Source organism: Providencia sp. UF-183, assembly GCF_058246155.1.
The window spans coordinates 212,018-228,879 of record NZ_JBSICD010000006.1 but is presented as its reverse complement, the minus strand read 5'-3'; the positions used below and the strand labels follow the sequence as shown (position 1 = coordinate 228,879).

The following is a 16,862-nucleotide window of genomic DNA, read 5'->3' as shown; positions in this document are numbered from 1 at the left end:
AAATAATAACCAAGGATATATATCACTATCACAGAATAAAAAACATTCAAAGTATAATTTAATAATAGTATTAAAAAAAGAAAATAAAAAATACAGTAATATTATTCTTAAAACTACCAAGCATTATTCAACTAATAACACTGGAGATATTATGAAAAAAGATTGGCACCCTGCTGATATCATTGCGGCAATAAAGAAAAAGGGATCTTCTCTTTCCGAAATATCACGTTCTGTTGGCTTAAATTCATCCACATTGAACAACGCACTTTCAAGACGCTGGCCAAAAGGAGAAAGAATTATTGCTGAATTTTTAGGTATCACGCCGGCTGAAATTTGGCCATCTCGCTATCATGACCGAGACCAAAAGGACTAAAAAATTTATGCCTGATGATGTATCCAAAAAGCAGTAAAGGCGGATGGCTTATTACCTCACCCGCCTGTTTTTATATTAAATCATTAACTCGACACTTTGAGCCCAATTAACCCAGTGATAATCAAGGCAAGGCTTAATAAGCGGAACATATTGGCGGATTCACCAAGGAAAATAATCCCAACAATTGCTGTACCCACTGCACCAATCCCTGTCCAGATTGCGTAAGCCGTTCCGACAGGTAAATCACGCATTGCATAGGCTAATAACCCCATACTGGCGATAATCGCGATAATGGTAATAATACTGGGTGTTAAGCGTGTAAAACCGTGAGTGTATTTTAACCCTACAGCCCAAACCACTTCGAGTAAACCTGCAAATAAAAGGACGATCCATGCCATGGTCGTTGCTCCCATGAATAACTCGGGGCCGTCCCCATAATTGAATGACGTGATTCAGGTCGTCCTGAATACGTGTGATGTGTCTCTCATTATAAACATTCGCCAGCACAGACTCAAGCAACGAAAAATAACAAATAAGCGTAAATTAACAATCTTATTTAACCTGTTTATTCTGTTTTTCGCCAATAAGCATCATTGTCATCGCACTGCGCGCCTAGCAAAGGTAAAGTAGGAAATCTTATCGAGCCTATTCATCGAGAAAATAGAATGAGTTTCAAAGACATATTACTTGCCCTCTGTGTGGTAATCATTTGGGGCGTTAACTTCGTGATTATCAAACTGGGTGTAACCGCGCTTCCCCCATTACTTCTTGGGGCATTACGCTTTGTTTTTGTTGCCTTTCCTGCCATTTTTATTTTCAAGCGGCCTAAAATTCCGTTCAAATTATTATTGCTGTACGGCTTGACCATCAGCTTTGGCCAATTTGCCTTTTTATTCTGCGCTATCCGCGTTGGTATGCCCGCAGGGATCACCTCCGTTATTTTGCAATCTCAAGCCTTTTTCACCTTATTGCTTGGGGCCATGATTTTAAAAGAAACACTACAACCAACGCATTTTATTGGCATGTTTATCGCTATCGCAGGGTTGACCGTGTTAGCCAATGGCGCAACTGCGGGCGGATTAGATGATATCCCAATGCTCGGTTTAGCCTTCACATTAATTGCTGGTTTATCATGGGCTTGTGGGAATATTACCAACAGAATTATCATGCAACACGAAGGCACAGAAAAATGCAGTGCTTTGTCACTCGTGAGCTGGAGCGCATTGATCCCCATTATTCCATTCCTAATTAGTTCATGGATCCTTGAAGGTGAAGATGCCATTGTCGACGGGTTATCTGGCTTTAATTGGTCTGTATTCGGTGTGATTTTGTATTTGGCGTATTTATCCACGTTTGTCGGCTATGGCTTGTGGGGCGTACTGCTCGGGCGCTATGAAGCATGGCGGGTTGCACCATTTTCATTATTGGTGCCCGTGTTCGGTTTAAGCAGCAGCGCATTATTCCTCGGTGAGCACATTAATGGCATACAAGTTGCTGGTTTAATTTTGATCATGTTCGGTCTTATTACGACGCTTTTTGGCAAAAAAATCATCCAACGCTTAAGACACGCCTAAGATAATGCATTTGATTACCGACGGTTTTTCGCTTTCGGTAATCAATGCTCTCACGTATTTTCGCCCGCTGACTTTCTTTTCCCCCTCCAGCATATAATACTAATTAAAAACCAGAACCCAGATAATCAGCCAATCAATTGGCTATTCGCTAGTCGAAAACCAAATAAAATCCAATAAATAATCTTAGATTAGTGATATTCACTGCAATTATCGAATTTATCTCAGATTTCAATTAGGTGTCTCGTTTTAGCTACTTTTTCTTTCACTTAACTATGGCTATATCTTCCTCAGTTTTACTTAAATAACTAATATCATTCATTGAACAGATGGGGATGGCTATGGGTAAACAATTTATTTGGATTGCGCTCGCTCTGCTCGGTGCTTTTTCACTCGGTTACATCGCCTTATATCGTGGCGAGCAGATTAATGCGCTGTGGATTGTGGTAGCAGCCGTGTGTATTTACTTGATTGCATACCGCTATTACGGGCTATTTATTGCAAAAAAAGTTCTGCAAGTTGACGAAACGCGTATGACTCCCGCAATTCGTCATAATGATGGATTAGATTACGTTCCAACAGATAAAAAAGTATTATTTGGTCACCATTTTGCGGCGATTGCAGGTGCAGGCCCTTTAGTTGGCCCTGTGCTTGCTGCGCAAATGGGTTACCTGCCGGGTATGCTGTGGTTACTTGCTGGGGTAGTATTAGCAGGCGCCGTTCAAGACTTTATGGTGCTGTTTGTTTCTACGCGCCGTGATGGTCGTTCGCTTGGCGAGTTAGTCAAAGAAGAAATGGGCAATACTGCTGGTGTGCTGGCGCTAATTGCCTGCTTTATGATCATGGTGATCATCTTAGCGGTACTCGCGATGATCGTGGTAAAAGCCTTAACTCACAGCCCTTGGGGAACCTACACGGTCGCCTTTACCATTCCACTGGCGATTTTTATGGGGATTTATACCCGTTATATTCGCCCAGGTCGCATTGGTGAAGTGTCTATTATCGGGCTTGTGTTCCTTGTGTTTGCGATTATTTCAGGTGGATGGGTTGCTGAAAGTGAAACATGGGCACCCTATTTTGACTATACCGGCGTGCAATTAACGTGGATGTTAGTCGGATATGGCTTCGTCGCTGCCGTTTTACCCGTTTGGTTGCTGCTTGCACCACGTGACTACCTTTCGACATTCTTAAAAATCGGGACCATTATTGGCCTCGCAATTGGTATTTTAATTTTAAATCCGAACCTGCAAATGCCATCACTAACGAAATATATTGATGGTACAGGCCCTGTGTGGGCAGGTGATTTGTTCCCATTCTTATTTATTACGATTGCTTGTGGGGCAGTTTCTGGCTTCCACGCACTGATCTCTTCCGGTACAACGCCGAAAATGTTAGCCAATGAGAATCAAGCTTGCTTCATCGGTTACGGTGGCATGTTAATGGAGTCATTTGTTGCCATCATGGCATTAGTCGCCGCGTGTGTGATTGACCCGGGTGTCTATTTCGCCATGAACAGCCCAATGGCGATGTTAGCACCAGCAGGTACCGAAGATGTGGTCGCATCTGCCGCGCAAGTAGTCAGTAGTTGGGGCTTCCAAATCACCCCTGAGCAACTCAATACCATTGCCAGCGAAGTAGGTGAAACCAGTATTATCTCCCGTGCCGGTGGTGCGCCAACGCTTGCCGTTGGGATGGCCTATATTCTGCATGGGGCGCTTGGTGGGCTGATGAATGTCGCCTTCTGGTATCACTTTGCGATTTTATTTGAAGCCCTGTTTATCTTAACCGCTGTTGATGCAGGAACCCGTGCAGCACGCTTTATGCTGCAAGACTTACTGGGTGTTGTTTCCCCATCGCTAAAACGGACAGATTCCTTACCCGCAAACTTGATTGCAACTGCGCTGTGTGTGCTCGCGTGGGGATATTTCCTTCACCAAGGCGTTGTTGACCCACTCGGCGGTATTAATACCTTGTGGCCGCTGTTTGGTATCGCAAACCAAATGCTGGCAGGTATGGCGTTAATGCTATGTGCTGTGGTACTGTTCAAAATGAAGCGCCAAAAATACGCATGGGTTGCTCTCGTCCCAACGGCTTGGTTACTGATTTGTACCATGACCGCTGGCTGGGAAAAGACCTTCAGTGAAGATGCCCGTGTTGGTTTCTTAGCTGTAGCGAATAAATTCCAAGCGATGATTGATAGCGGTAATATTCCAGCACAATATACGGAATCTCAGCTCACACAGTTGATTTTCAATAACCGTTTAGATGCTGGCTTAACGATTTTCTTTATGATTGTTGTGGTTTTACTGGCTCTGTTCTCCATCCGCACCGCGCTTAAAGCGTTAAAATCAAGCGAACCAACCGCGAATGAAGTGCCATACGAGCCAATGCCAGCCAACTACGAGGAAATCGTGGCCAATACGCGCCATCATTGATTTTTGCGGAAAAGCTTGTCACTGTTTAGGACATATACTCTTTCTCCAAAATAATTCACGTTGGAGCAAGGCGGCAAAGAAGATAATCCCTAGGAGCATACGCCAGTATGTGACTAGGGTTAGCGAATGAAGCCAACGCAGCAACAGCGTGAAGTATGAAGGAGAAACTAGGAGCATACATAACAGTATGTGACTTGGGTAGCCGAGCGCAATCAACAACGCTGTAGCGCGAAATATGAAGGAGAAAAAAATGTTTGGAAACTTAGGAAAAGCCGCAAAATACCTCGGCCAAGCGGCAAAAATGATGGTCGGCGTTCCAGACTATGACAACTACGTCGCCCATATGCAGCGGACTCACCCCGATCAAACTCCGATGACTTACGAGGAGTTTTTTAAAGAACGCCAAGATGCACGTTATGGCGGAAAAGGTGGGTTTAAGTGCTGTTAGGCCTAAAAAAGAGGCAAAAAAAGCCGTGGCACTCGACCACGGCTTTTTATTTTTAACGATCCCGTATAGGATACGCCATTATTTTACGCGTGAAACGTATTCGCCTGAACGAGTATCAACACGGATAACTTCACCGATCTGAACAAACAGTGGAACCTTAACAACTGCGCCAGTGCTCAGTGTTGCAGGTTTTCCGCCGGTACCTGCGGTATCACCTTTCAGGCCTGGGTCAGTATCGGTAATTTCTAACTCAACAAAGTTAGGTGGAGTTACCGCGATAGGACGACCGTCCCACAGTGTTAAAATACATTCTGCTTGGTCAACTAACCATTTCGCGTTATCGCCAACGGTTTTTTCATCCGCTGCTAACTGTTCGAAAGTTTCGTTGTTCATGAAATGCCAGAACTCACCGTCGTTGTACAGGTAAGTTAAGTTCATATCCATGACATCTGCGCCTTCAACAGAATCAGTAGATTTAAAGGTTTTTTCCAACAGTTTGTTAGAAATCAGTTTACGGATGCGCACACGTGCGAACGCTTGACCTTTACCCGGTTTTACGAATTCGCTTTCTAAAACGACACAAGGCTCGCCATCTAACATGATTTTAAGACCTGAGCGGAATTCATTGGTACTATAAGTAGCCATGGTGATCCTCTAATTTATAAACTAAAAATGGCATAGCCAAAAAATGGTCGATATTGTAACTCAAAATACCTCATCCAGAGAAGTCTGGATACAACAACTTGCTGAAGCAATCACTAATCCAGATGAATTGCTGCAAATACTTAACTTGGAAAATCATCTTGCTTCGCAAGAAGGCCGTGAGGCACGCCAATTATTTCCATTGCGTGTCCCTATGCCATTTATCTCACGAATGAAAAAAGGCGATCCACTAGACCCGCTGTTATTACAGGTATTAACTGCAAAAGCTGAGTTTGATGTACATCCTGGTTTTTCTACCGACCCGCTGGAAGAGCAGGATAATGAGATCCCAAGCTTACTGCATAAATACCACAACCGCGCATTACTGCTCGTTAAAGGTGGCTGTGCAGTGAACTGTCGCTACTGTTTTCGCCGGCATTTTCCTTATGAAGATAACAAAGGAAATAAAAATAACTGGTTGATGGCTGTGGATTATATAAAAAACCACACCGAACTCAATGAAATCATCTTCTCTGGTGGTGATCCGTTAATGGCAAAAGACCATGAACTCGATTGGTTGATTAGCCAATTGGAGGATATTCCCCATATCAGCCGGTTGAGAATTCATACGCGTTTGCCTGTTGTCATCCCAGAACGGATCACGGATGCATTATGCGAGAGACTGGCACGCTCGCGCTTGCAAGTCATTATGGTCACGCATATCAACCACGCTAATGAGATTGACGAGGCATTCACCAGATCAATGCAAAAGCTCAAAAAAGCGGGTGTGACATTATTAAATCAAAGCGTTTTACTACGCCAAGTGAATGATAACGTGACGGCGCTGATGAATTTGAGCAATGCCTTATTTGACGCAGGGATTCTGCCTTACTACTTGCATGTACTGGATAAAGTACAAGGTGCTGCCCATTTTTTGGTCAGCGATATCGAAGCGCGCCAATTGATACAACAATTATTGAGTAAGGTATCGGGATATCTCGTACCTAAACTTGCACGGGAAATTGGTGGAGAACCTAGCAAAACGCTGCTTGACCTCAATTTAAGGCAGAGCTAATCAGCAAAACGCCCAAATAATAGTTATTTGGGCGTCGCTAATTCATTTTAGGGGCATTTATAGACTTGGCCAACCATTTTGCTGTCTAGCGGGATAAAGCTAGATAACACGGTTTCACTAGGGCTCGTCGCGCCGAAAATTACATTTCCGCCCATTTCAGCCGCTTTATTGCGTAAATCATTCGCAGCGCTGCGCATGGAGCTAGATTCATTATTTACGCCACTCAACCAGTTGCTTTGTGTCCCTGCAACCTGACCGAGAAGTTGGCAATCACTTCCAGGTTGATTCTCAACAAAACGAACTTGTGAGCCTGCCGCAGTCAAGTTAGTTGACGTTGAACAACCCGCTAAAAGCAGTAATGCAGCAGCACCAAGCAAGACTTTAATTCGCATGTTTTCCCTCATTTTTCATTGTGTTTTTGCAGCTGGTTTGAAAAATTATTAGCCTAATACGGTATTGATAGCAATCTATCATAAATCGCTAGGAGGTGATCCGCATACTGCGTCACAATTGCCGCACATCACCAGCCGAATAGAGTCTACCACAAATTAATCAAGAACCTGCCCTATTCTTTGCTAATTCAAACCACTTACCTTACGTTAAATATAACCCGCTAAGCAACGTTGACGCAAAAATAAATCGCCTATCACATCAAATAGGCATTCATTCTAGGTATTTATTGTTTCCAATAAAAAACCGGCACGACGAGATAAACTCACCGTACCGGTCTTATTCAGGCAATATCACGAATTATCGTGATTGGCGCGTGATGTTTGCCAAATGGCTTACATCATACCGCCCATTCCACCCATGCCGCCCATACCAGCGCCACCTAAGTCAGGTGCATCTGATTTTGGCAGGTCAGTGATCATCGCTTCAGTGGTGATCATCAGGCCTGCGATAGACGCTGCAAATTGCAGAGCAGAACGCGTAACTTTAGTTGGATCCAAGATACCCATGTCGATCATATCGCCATAAGTATCAGTTGCTGCGTTGTAACCTTCGTTACCTTTAGCCGCTTTAACGTTGTTAACCACAACAGAGGCTTCTTCACCTGCGTTAGCAACGATTTGACGCATTGGCGCTTCCATCGCACGCAGAGCAACACGGATACCAACGTTTTGTTCTTCGTTCTCACCAGTCAGAGCTTCCAGTTTCGCTGCAACGCGAACCAGCGCAGTACCACCACCAGCAACAACGCCTTCTTCAACCGCTGCACGAGTTGCGTGCAGAGCATCGTCAACGCGAGCGCGTTTTTCTTTCATTTCAACTTCAGTTGCTGCACCGACTTTAATGACCGCAACACCGCCAGCTAATTTCGCTACGCGCTCTTGCAGTTTTTCACGGTCGTAATCTGAAGAAGATTCTTCGATTTGTTGACGGATTTGAGCAACACGGCCTGCGATCGCCTCTTCTTCACCGATACCATCAATGATAGTCGTGGTGTCTTTGTTGATCACGATACGTTTAGCTTGACCTAAGTCTTCTAATGTCGCTTTTTCTAACTCCATACCGATCTCTTCAGAGATAACAGTACCGTTAGTCAGTGTTGCGATATCTTGCAGCATTGCTTTACGACGGTCACCGAAGCCCGGTGCTTTAACCGCTGCCACTTTGACGATACCACGCATGGTGTTAACAACTAATGTTGCCAGCGCTTCGCCCTCAACATCTTCAGCGATGATCAGCAGTGGTTTGCTTGCTTTCGCAACGCCTTCTAATACTGGCAGTAATTCACGGATGTTAGAAACTTTTTTGTCAACTAACAGGATGAATGGGTTTTCTAACTCAACTGCACCAGTTTCTGGTTTGTTGATGAAATAAGGAGACAGGTAACCGCGGTCAAACTGCATACCTTCAACCACATCCAGCTCATCTTCCAGACCTGTACCTTCTTCAACAGTGATAACGCCTTCTTTGCCGACTTTATCCATTGCTTCTGCGATTAAACGACCAACGGTTTCGTCAGAGTTTGCAGAAATAGTACCTACCTGTGCAATCGCTTTGGTGTCTGAACATGGAACAGACAGTGCTTTCAGCTCTTCAACCGCAGCAACAACCGCTTTATCAATACCACGTTTCAGGTCCATTGGGTTCATACCCGCAGCAACCGCTTTTAAGCCTTCAGTGATGATAGCTTGTGCTAAAACTGTCGCAGTTGTTGTACCGTCACCCGCAGCATCGTTTGCTTTAGAGGCAACTTCTTTAACCATCTGCGCACCCATGTTTTCGAATCTATCTTCTAATTCGATTTCACGTGCAACAGAAACACCGTCTTTAGTGATAACTGGTGAGCCAAATGATTTGTCTAAAACAACATTACGGCCTTTAGGACCTAAAGTTACTTTAACTGCGTCTGCCAGAACATTCACACCACGAAGCATTTTCGTACGTGCATCACTACCAAATTTAACGTCTTTAGCTGCCATTATCTCTTTCCTTCAAATTCTTTTCGTTCGTTGAGAAGTTTTAAGTGAAAATTACGCTTCAACAATTGCCAGGATGTCGCTTTCGGACATAATCAGCACTTCTTCATTGTCGATTTTTTCAGCTTTCACGCCATAACCGTCGTTAAAAATAACGATATCGCCAACTTTCACATCCAGCGCTTTAATTTCGCCATTTTCGAGGATGCGGCCTTGGCCTACTGCCAGAACTTCACCACGCGTTGATTTGCCTGCCGCAGTACCGGTCAGAACAATGCCACCCGCAGATTTAGATTCTACTTCTTTACGTTTAACGATAACACGGTCATGCAATGGACGAATTTTCATTAATAGTTCTCCTATAAATAAAGTCCACACTAGGTAAAAGGACGATACCAGCATGTCTTAAATAAACTAGTACCATGTTTGAGCAGATTGGGGCTAGACCTTAGGACTTCAAGGGGGGAGATAAAAAATTTTTCATTTTCATCTCCCTATAAATATAAAGGATTTACGATTTCGGACGATCGTCTTTATCTGATGAGTCTGATTTATCTGTATTATCAATGGTAAAAGATGGGTCGTCTTGCTTACGTTGGAATTCCCCATCAAACGTATTACCGCTTTGGTATCCACCATTTCTTGGTTGATTAAAGCCCGCACCCGGTTGGTAAAAACGAATATGTGGAATTAGTCGCATCACGATAAGTTTTTGTACTGGTGGAAGTAATAACAATAAACCAATAAAGTCAGTGAAAAACCCTGGCACGATGAGCAAAAAGCCCGCTAGAACGAGCGCAACACTTTTGATCATTTCCGCCGCAGGGCTTTCACCAGACGCTAATTTCTGTTGGATTTGCAGGACATTTTTCATACCTTGGTTTTTCACCAAAGACACCCCTAAACAGGATGTTAAGACCACCAGAATCAGCGTCATCAAAACACCGACTTCAGAAGCCACTCTGACAAAAATGACGGATTCAATGTAAACGAGAATACATATCAGAATTAGTGGTAACCAGCGCACAAGTTCTCCTTTATTTCAATAAGCTATCAACTATTTTACGCCCCTCGGAAAACCTTTGTGAACTGCATCTAAGAGACAACTATCAATATTCGCTTTTTTCTTTAGTATAGCCATAATAATTGGGGCAAAGATAACGCTTTTCAACTCACTATTTTTTTTGATTAACCAGACTTATCTGTGACGAATATCACACAATGAAAAATCTGTTGCATAAATCAAACTATATAGTGATCTAGGTTCAAGGCATTGTTTCATTAAAGGCATATCATCTACCCATAAATCAGTAGATCATAATGCTGATAACGTAGTAGAAGGTGTTAATCGCTTGTAAAGTTTTATTTTACAATATTAATCACCTGTGAAGTTTTGTTTTTACGATATATGGATTTTTAAAAAGCGCATAAACGGACAGTAACTGTAATCTAATTAAGAAGGTTCTCATGTCAAACAATACTCGTATCGAAGAAGACCTGTTAGGTAAAAAAGAAGTTCCAGCCGATGCCTATTATGGTGTTCATACTCTGCGTGCGATTGAAAACTTTTATATCAGCGACCGCACTATTAACGATGTCCCAGAATTTATTCGTGGCATGGTTATGGTTAAAAAAGCGGCGGCTTTAGCCAACAAAGAACAACACACTATTCCACGTAACATCGCGGAAACCATCATCAAAGCATGTGATGTTGTTTTAAATGAAGGCAAATGCATGGACCAGTTCCCTGTTGACGTATTCCAAGGTGGTGCGGGCACATCACTGAATATGAATACCAATGAAGTCCTTGCTAACATCGGTCTTGAGCTGATGGGTCATAAAAAAGGTGAGTATGAATTCTTAAACCCAAATGACCACCTGAACAAAAGCCAATCCACTAACGATGCATACCCTACCGGGTTCCGTATCGCAGTGTATAACTCTGTACTGAAGTTAATTGAATCTGTTGAATACCTGAAAAAAGGCTTTGAAGCTAAAGCTGAAGAATACAAAGACATTCTGAAAATGGGTCGTACCCAGTTACAGGATGCCGTTCCAATGACCGTCGGCCAAGAATTCCATGCTTTCGCTACTCTTCTGAAAGAAGAAGAGAAAAACCTGAAACGCAGCATCGAATTACTGCTCGAAGTTAACTTAGGCGCAACTGCTATCGGTACAGGCCTGAATACCGCACCAGGTTATTCAGAACTGGCAGTGAAAAAATTAGCAGAAGTCACTGGTTTACCATGCGTTCCTGCGGAAGACTTAATTGAAGCAACTTCTGACTGTGGTGCTTACATCACTGTTCACGCGGGCTTAAAACGTCTGGCAATGAAACTGTCTAAAATCTGTAACGACTTACGTCTGTTGTCTTCTGGTCCTCGCGCAGGTCTGAAAGAAATCAACTTACCTGAGTTACAAGCAGGTTCTTCTATCATGCCAGCAAAAGTTAACCCAGTTATCCCTGAAGTGGTTAACCAAGCGTGTTTCAAAGTTATCGGTAACGATATCTGTGTAACAATGGCAGCTGAAGCAGGCCAATTACAGTTAAACGTAATGGAACCTGCAATCGGCCAAGCGATGTTCGAATCTATCTCTCTGATGAGCAACGCATGTCGTAACCTGCAAGAAAAATGCATCAGCGGCATTACTGTGAACAAAGAAATCTGTGAAGCGTTCGTCTTTAACTCAATCGGTATCGTCACTTACTTGAACCCATTCATTGGCCACCATAATGGTGACATCGTGGGTAAAATCTGTGCAGAAACTGGTAAGAGCGTACGCGAAGTTGTTCTTGAACGCGGTTTACTGACTGAAGCTGAGCTGGACGATATTTTCTCTGTTGAGAACTTAAAACACCCAGCTTATAAAGCAAAACGTTTTGATGACTAAAAATTTATGTTTATCATAAATAATACTTAAAAATAAAGGCACGCCTCTCATCAGAAAGCGTGCCTTTTTTGATTAATGCACACACAAATAATTAACATAACAGTTTCATAATTTTAATTTTCATTTTGTCGAGGAGTAAACACTATGTTAGCCGTAGAATTTATTATTGTTCTGCTGGCCATTTTTTTGGGGGCCCGTCTTGGTGGGATAGGTATCGGCTTTGCCGGTGGCCTTGGTGTACTGGTACTCGCTGCAATTGGCGTGAAACCAGGGACCATTCCATTTGACGTTATCTCCATCATCATGGCTGTTATTGCCGCTATCTCTGCAATGCAAATTGCTGGCGGTTTAGATTATTTAGTTGCCCAAACAGAAAAATTACTGCGCCGCAACCCTAAATACATCACCATCCTTGCGCCAATCGTGACTTACTTTCTAACACTTTTTGCTGGTACAGGTAATATCTCTTTAGCAACACTGCCTGTTATCGCAGAGGTCGCGAAAGAACAAGGTGTTAAACCTTGCCGTCCATTATCAACCGCCGTCGTTGCCGCTCAGATTGGTATTACTGCATCACCTATTTCCGCTGCGGTTGTCTATATGGCATCAGTGATGGAAAACCCTGCAATGATGGGCGCTGGCAATACTGTTAGCTACATCACCCTGCTAGGGATTTTACTACCATCAACCTTCCTTGCGATTATGTTGATGTCATTTATTATTTCTTGGACGTTCAACTCTAAACTTTCTGATGACCCAATCTACCAAAAACGTTTAGCAGAAGGCTTAATTGAACTGCGTGGTAGCCAAGTCAAAGAAATCAAACCAGGTGCTAAATCTTCCGTCCTGCTGTTCTTACTCGGTGTTATCGGCGTTGTTTGCTACGCTATCATCAATAGCCCAAGCTTAGGGATTGTCGAAACACCATTAATGAACACCACCAATGCGATTTTGATCATCATGCTGACAGTCGCAACGTTGATTACTATCCTTTGCCGTGTCAATACCGATGCAATCCTGAACTCCAGTACCTTTAAAGCAGGTATGAGTGCATGTATCTGTATCTTAGGTGTTGCTTGGTTAGGTGACACTTTCGTACAGCACAACCTTGAGTGGATCAAAGCCACTGCGGGTGACTTAATCCACGAACATTCTTGGATGCTAGCGGTTATCTTCTTCTTCTGTTCTGCACTTCTGTATTCACAAGCAGCAACAGCAAAAGCATTGATGCCAATGGCGTTGGCTTTAGGTGTTAGCCCACTGACAGCGATTGCATCATTCTCTGCGGTTTCAGGCCTATTTATTCTGCCAACTTACCCAACACTGGTTGCTGCGGTACAAATGGATGATACTGGTACTACACGTATTGGGAAGTTTGTCTTTAACCACCCATTCTTTATCCCAGGTACCATTGCCGTCGCCTTAGCCGTTACGTTCGGCTTCCTGTTCGGTGGAATGATACTCTAGCCCTAATTCATTCGATTGAGTAGACTAAAACCCGTGAAATCGTTCACGGGTTTTTTATTGTCACGTGAATGCCAATAATCAATATAAAACCTGAGAAGAACATTCTTCAATATTATTGAATATTCACATTGCAAATTTAAATTTCAATTCAATAAAATATGTAAATATATAAATCATAGCCATCATATATATATTCAAAATGCCAAATTCAGATATAAAACGTGAATAAAAAAAACAAATCTTTCTAATGAAACATTTATATTAATAACCTCAATATAAGTGTAACAATCAATGAATATATTGATTAAAATTCAGTGTAATCCTGCAAAAATCGCCAAAAAACAACGCAAATTATAAAACCAGAAAATGATAAAATTGAAATATATAAATCCAACAACTTCAAAAAAAACCAGAAACACCAAAATATACCCCCAAAAACCGAATAAATCATACTCTTTTATTGTGTATTGAAAATAGGTGTCATCTATTAATAATCACAAATCCATCCGCCATAAATATTGGTAATACGACACTCACCCTTGTCTAATAGGTATTAGAAAACCATTCAGGTTCTCTTTTAAACCCGTTATACGAGCGCTAAATATAGAATAATTTATTAATTAAAATAATTTATCTCGTCAACATTAATTTATTTGGAGGAGGAATGTTAAGTACTCAACGAAATGATAATACCGATGTTTCCATTTATATTGGAACTTATTTAAAACGCCGTAGAAAAGCCGTTGGTTTAACAGGTGCGCAATTAGCATCACGGTTAAGTATTAGCCAACAGCAAATTTCTCGTTACGAAAGGGGTAAAAATGCCATCACCATACAAGGTTTGTTGGATATTTTACAAGCCCTTGAGCTAAGAAAGCACGATGTCGATGATTTTATGAAGAAAATTTTTCAATTTTATTATATCGATGTTGCACTAGAGGCAAAGTTGATTAACTAAGGCTCCAATCTAAATTTGAAATAGCGCATTAATTTAGGTTCAGGGGGGATAATTCCCCCTCCTGTATTTCATGTTTAATATCATTCTATTTCATAAAAAGTGACAATTCCCCAAGCTACGTACCTTCCCTATTGATATCTTACTCGCAAAGTAAACCGCTATAATTCAGCATTGATCATTGCTATGATGAAAAAAATAGACCTCATGGTGATGGAGTTCACAATGCCTATCCAACGCGAAACGATTTTAAGCCATGCATTAAACCAATTAGAAATTCAGGGTTTATCCGCATCAACAGAAAATTTACTCAGTGAAATTGAATCTGATTTTTCGGCTATTCGCCAATTTTGGCCTGATGATGAAGCACTTGTTTATGATTGCCTACGTTTTCACGGGCAGCAAATTGAAATTTGGCAGCGCCAAACCCTCCTAGATGAAGCACTGAGCCCACATCAGAAGCTAATGGCACGTTACCAACAGCTATCAGAGAAAGTGAGTGAGGGACGTTTCCCAGGCTGTTTATTTATCTCTGCCTGTAATTACTACCCAGATTCAGAGCACCCAATTCATCAGCTTAGTCGTTTGCAAAAAGAAAATTCATTCAACTTCACCAAAGAGCTATTAGATGAGCTCGATATTGAAGACTCCGAACTTGTTGCCAATCAAATGGAGTTGGTACTCGAAGGGTGCTTAAATCGGTTGTTAGTCCAACGTGACATTCAAGATGTTGAAACAGCACAACACCTTTCTGAAGATATTTTGACGATTGCGTTATGCCGGAAAAAAGGTGCGCTAAGCTAAAAAAGCATCATTCGCGCGTTAAACCACCACCTTTTGCTGAAAAAGAAAACACTCAGTAAAAAAATGCGTTTTTTTATGAAAAACTCATTGACGCAAACCGCTGAATACGGTTTAATGCGCCCCGTTGCCCGGATAGCTCAGTCGGTAGAGCAGGGGATTGAAAATCCCCGTGTCCTTGGTTCGATTCCGAGTCCGGGCACCACCTTATTATCAACAGACGTCAACCGACGTCTGTTTTTGTTTGTAAAGCCCGCTAAAATCAACACTCTCCCAAAGTTTCAACTCAACTGAATTCTACTCGATTCTACCCACATCAACCCAATTGCGTGGGTACAATTGCGGGTATACACTAGTTCGATAGAATTTTGTACCCACTTTATCTCTCAGGAAGCTCACTATGGCACTGACTGACGCTAAAATTCGGGCGGCTAAACCCGATGTGAAATCCTATAAATTAACCGATGGTGCAGGTCTGCACTTATTGGTTCACACTAATGGTTCTAAGTACTGGCGATTACGCTACCGCCATTTAGGTAAAGAGAAAACCTTAGCCTTGGGTTTATACCCTGATGTCTCTTTATCAGAGGCGCGTTTAAAACGTGATGAAGCAAGAAAATTGATTGCTGACGGTATTGACCCGTGCGAACAAAAACGTGTGGCTAAAGCAGCTTCTGATGCTAATCTCTCTTTTGAAACCATCGCAAGACAATGGCATGCCAGCAATAAAAAATGGTCTGAATCACACAGTGAAAAGGTTTTAAAGAGTTTGGAGTCGCATGTCTTTCCTTATATTGGATTACGCGATATCACTACCCTCAAAACCCCTGACCTGCTTATTCCTATCCGTGCGGCAGAAAGTAAAGAGATTTATGAGATAGCTGCGCGTTTACAGCAACGTATCGCTGCTGTTATGCGTTATGCGGTGCAATCCGGTATTATTGGTTATAACCCTGCTATTGATACCGCAGGGGCTGTAACGACTGTACAACGCCAACATCGTCCAGCTCTTAACCTTGACCGTCTACCTGAACTCATTGCCCGTATCGATGCTTATAAAGGGCAACCCGTCACTCGCCTAGCCGTGATGTTAAATTTATTAGTGTTTATTAGGTCAAGCGAACTTCGCTATGCGCGTTGGTCTGAAATTGACTTCGATAAAGCCTTATGGACTATTCCTGCTCAGCGAAAGCCTATACCCGGCGTTAAATTCTCATACAGAGGCGCTAAAATGCGCACTCCGCATTTAGTTCCCCTTAGCCACCAAGCCATCACTATACTGAAAGAGATTTGGACATGGACGGGTGAACATGAATTGATCCTAACGGGCGCTCATAATCCCTTTAAGCCTATGAGCGAAAATACGGTCAATAAAGCCTTACGTGTGATGGGCTATGATACGAAGACTGAAATTTGTGGACACGGTTTTAGAACGATGGCGTGTAGTTCATTAGTTGAATCAGGTTTATGGTCGAAAGATGCAGTAGAACGTCAAATGAGCCACCAAGAACGTAACTCAGTGAGGGCTGCTTATATTCATAAGGCAGAACATATTGATCAACGCCGATTAATGGTGCAGTGGTGGGCAGATTACTTGGATGCTAATCGGGAACAAACGATTTCGCCATTCGACTTTGCAAAGTTGAATAATCCAATGAGTCACTAAAACTTTAGCCATGTCATATAGGAGATCCATTTTCAATACGAGGAGTCGAATACTACGGTAGTATGCCGACTATATCGATTCATTGCGAAATGGTGGAAATATTCTTCATGG

The 16,862-nt window shown here is 42.4% G+C and carries 16 protein-coding genes and 1 tRNA gene; 11 read left to right on the top strand and 6 right to left on the bottom strand.

The genetic code is table 11. The annotated features are described in order from the left end of the window. Positions 1-151 precede the first annotated feature (151 nt). On the top strand, positions 152-373 hold the full coding sequence (locus AC4IFT_RS08085; RefSeq protein ID WP_490751043.1) for a helix-turn-helix domain-containing protein: 222 nt from the start codon (positions 152-154) through the stop codon (positions 371-373). Positions 374-456: 83 nt separating this feature from the next. On the opposite strand, the gene sugE is transcribed toward AC4IFT_RS08085, so the two are convergent. Further along, complete coding sequence (gene sugE / locus AC4IFT_RS08080; RefSeq protein ID WP_004258648.1) at positions 457-771, bottom strand: quaternary ammonium compound efflux SMR transporter SugE; 315 nt, start codon at positions 769-771, stop codon at positions 457-459. Between the two features lie 267 nt (positions 772-1,038). Between sugE and AC4IFT_RS08075 the strand changes: the two genes are divergently transcribed. The 3 genes from AC4IFT_RS08075 to AC4IFT_RS08065 all read left to right on the top strand — a co-directional run bounded on the left by AC4IFT_RS08075 (position 1,039) and on the right by AC4IFT_RS08065 (position 4,827). Continuing rightward, positions 1,039-1,947, top strand: coding sequence for an EamA family transporter (locus AC4IFT_RS08075; RefSeq protein WP_353242592.1), 909 nt, complete (start codon positions 1,039-1,041; stop codon positions 1,945-1,947). Positions 1,948-2,285: 338 nt separating this feature from the next. Continuing rightward, positions 2,286-4,379, top strand: a complete 2,094-nt coding sequence (gene cstA / locus AC4IFT_RS08070) for a pyruvate/proton symporter CstA (RefSeq protein ID WP_219244651.1) — start codon at positions 2,286-2,288, stop codon at positions 4,377-4,379. Positions 4,380-4,629: 250 nt separating this feature from the next. Beyond that, a complete protein-coding gene (locus AC4IFT_RS08065; protein ID WP_353242593.1) occupies positions 4,630-4,827 on the top strand; it encodes a YbdD/YjiX family protein in 198 nt (65 codons plus the stop codon). 78 nt (positions 4,828-4,905) lie between these two features. On the opposite strand, the gene efp is transcribed toward AC4IFT_RS08065, so the two are convergent. Then, entirely contained in the window at positions 4,906-5,472 is a 567-nt protein-coding gene (gene efp, locus AC4IFT_RS08060) for an elongation factor P (RefSeq protein ID WP_004258667.1), read from the bottom strand. A gap of 43 nt (positions 5,473-5,515) precedes the next feature. On the opposite strand from efp, the gene epmB reads away from it, so the two are divergent. Then, positions 5,516-6,544 (top strand): EF-P beta-lysylation protein EpmB, encoded by a 1,029-nt coding sequence (epmB, locus tag AC4IFT_RS08055; RefSeq protein ID WP_490736345.1) that lies wholly within the window; start codon positions 5,516-5,518, stop codon positions 6,542-6,544. A gap of 47 nt (positions 6,545-6,591) precedes the next feature. On the opposite strand, the gene AC4IFT_RS08050 is transcribed toward epmB, so the two are convergent. From AC4IFT_RS08050 to AC4IFT_RS08035, 4 genes are all read right to left on the bottom strand, one after another. Beyond that, complete coding sequence (locus AC4IFT_RS08050) at positions 6,592-6,936, bottom strand: DUF4156 domain-containing protein (RefSeq protein ID WP_047756639.1); 345 nt, start codon at positions 6,934-6,936, stop codon at positions 6,592-6,594. A 393-nt stretch (positions 6,937-7,329) separates the two neighbouring features. Beyond that, on the bottom strand, positions 7,330-8,973 hold the full coding sequence (groL, locus tag AC4IFT_RS08045; RefSeq protein ID WP_490751042.1) for a chaperonin GroEL: 1,644 nt from the start codon (positions 8,971-8,973) through the stop codon (positions 7,330-7,332). Between the two features lie 51 nt (positions 8,974-9,024). Beyond that, positions 9,025-9,318: a co-chaperone GroES gene (locus AC4IFT_RS08040; RefSeq protein ID WP_206083465.1), complete on the bottom strand. Its 294-nt coding sequence runs from the start codon at positions 9,316-9,318 to the stop codon at positions 9,025-9,027. A gap of 163 nt (positions 9,319-9,481) precedes the next feature. Continuing rightward, positions 9,482-9,997: an FxsA family protein gene (locus AC4IFT_RS08035; protein ID WP_490751041.1), complete on the bottom strand. Its 516-nt coding sequence runs from the start codon at positions 9,995-9,997 to the stop codon at positions 9,482-9,484. Positions 9,998-10,437: 440 nt separating this feature from the next. Here AC4IFT_RS08035 and aspA point away from each other — a divergent pair, with 440 nt between their 5' ends. From aspA to AC4IFT_RS08005, 6 genes are all read left to right on the top strand, one after another. Beyond that, a complete protein-coding gene (gene aspA, locus AC4IFT_RS08030; RefSeq protein WP_349424391.1) occupies positions 10,438-11,862 on the top strand; it encodes an aspartate ammonia-lyase in 1,425 nt (474 codons plus the stop codon). 144 nt (positions 11,863-12,006) lie between these two features. Further along, positions 12,007-13,329 carry an anaerobic C4-dicarboxylate transporter gene (locus tag AC4IFT_RS08025; protein ID WP_490736337.1) on the top strand — a complete coding sequence of 441 codons (1,323 nt, stop codon included), beginning with the start codon at positions 12,007-12,009 and terminating at the stop codon, positions 13,327-13,329. Between the two features lie 664 nt (positions 13,330-13,993). Then, positions 13,994-14,287, top strand: coding sequence for a helix-turn-helix domain-containing protein (locus AC4IFT_RS08020; RefSeq protein ID WP_490736335.1), 294 nt, complete (start codon positions 13,994-13,996; stop codon positions 14,285-14,287). 228 nt (positions 14,288-14,515) lie between these two features. Next, a complete protein-coding gene (gene dicD, locus AC4IFT_RS08015) occupies positions 14,516-15,088 on the top strand; it encodes a division control transcriptional repressor DicD (protein ID WP_490736376.1) in 573 nt (190 codons plus the stop codon). Between the two features lie 126 nt (positions 15,089-15,214). Next, positions 15,215-15,290 (top strand) — tRNA-Phe (locus AC4IFT_RS08010). Positions 15,291-15,485: 195 nt separating this feature from the next. Beyond that, positions 15,486-16,751: a tyrosine-type recombinase/integrase gene (locus AC4IFT_RS08005; RefSeq protein ID WP_490751040.1), complete on the top strand. Its 1,266-nt coding sequence runs from the start codon at positions 15,486-15,488 to the stop codon at positions 16,749-16,751. Positions 16,752-16,862: the final 111 nt, after the last annotated feature.

Coding starts and splice junctions, on each gene's coding strand:
- aspA (WP_349424391.1), top strand. CDS start 10,438: ATGTCAAACAATACTCGTATCGAAGAAGACCTGTTAGGTAAAAAAGAA.
- AC4IFT_RS08075 (WP_353242592.1), top strand. CDS start 1,039: ATGAGTTTCAAAGACATATTACTTGCCCTCTGTGTGGTAATCATTTGG.
- AC4IFT_RS08005 (WP_490751040.1), top strand. CDS start 15,486: ATGGCACTGACTGACGCTAAAATTCGGGCGGCTAAACCCGATGTGAAA.
- cstA (WP_219244651.1), top strand. CDS start 2,286: ATGGGTAAACAATTTATTTGGATTGCGCTCGCTCTGCTCGGTGCTTTT.
- epmB (WP_490736345.1), top strand. CDS start 5,516: ATGGTCGATATTGTAACTCAAAATACCTCATCCAGAGAAGTCTGGATA.
- AC4IFT_RS08025 (WP_490736337.1), top strand. CDS start 12,007: ATGTTAGCCGTAGAATTTATTATTGTTCTGCTGGCCATTTTTTTGGGG.
- AC4IFT_RS08065 (WP_353242593.1), top strand. CDS start 4,630: ATGTTTGGAAACTTAGGAAAAGCCGCAAAATACCTCGGCCAAGCGGCA.
- groL (WP_490751042.1), bottom strand. CDS start 8,973: ATGGCAGCTAAAGACGTTAAATTTGGTAGTGATGCACGTACGAAAATG.
- AC4IFT_RS08020 (WP_490736335.1), top strand. CDS start 13,994: ATGTTAAGTACTCAACGAAATGATAATACCGATGTTTCCATTTATATT.
- AC4IFT_RS08050 (WP_047756639.1), bottom strand. CDS start 6,936: ATGCGAATTAAAGTCTTGCTTGGTGCTGCTGCATTACTGCTTTTAGCG.
- AC4IFT_RS08085 (WP_490751043.1), top strand. CDS start 152: ATGAAAAAAGATTGGCACCCTGCTGATATCATTGCGGCAATAAAGAAA.
- AC4IFT_RS08040 (WP_206083465.1), bottom strand. CDS start 9,318: ATGAAAATTCGTCCATTGCATGACCGTGTTATCGTTAAACGTAAAGAA.
- efp (WP_004258667.1), bottom strand. CDS start 5,472: ATGGCTACTTATAGTACCAATGAATTCCGCTCAGGTCTTAAAATCATG.
- sugE (WP_004258648.1), bottom strand. CDS start 771: ATGGCATGGATCGTCCTTTTATTTGCAGGTTTACTCGAAGTGGTTTGG.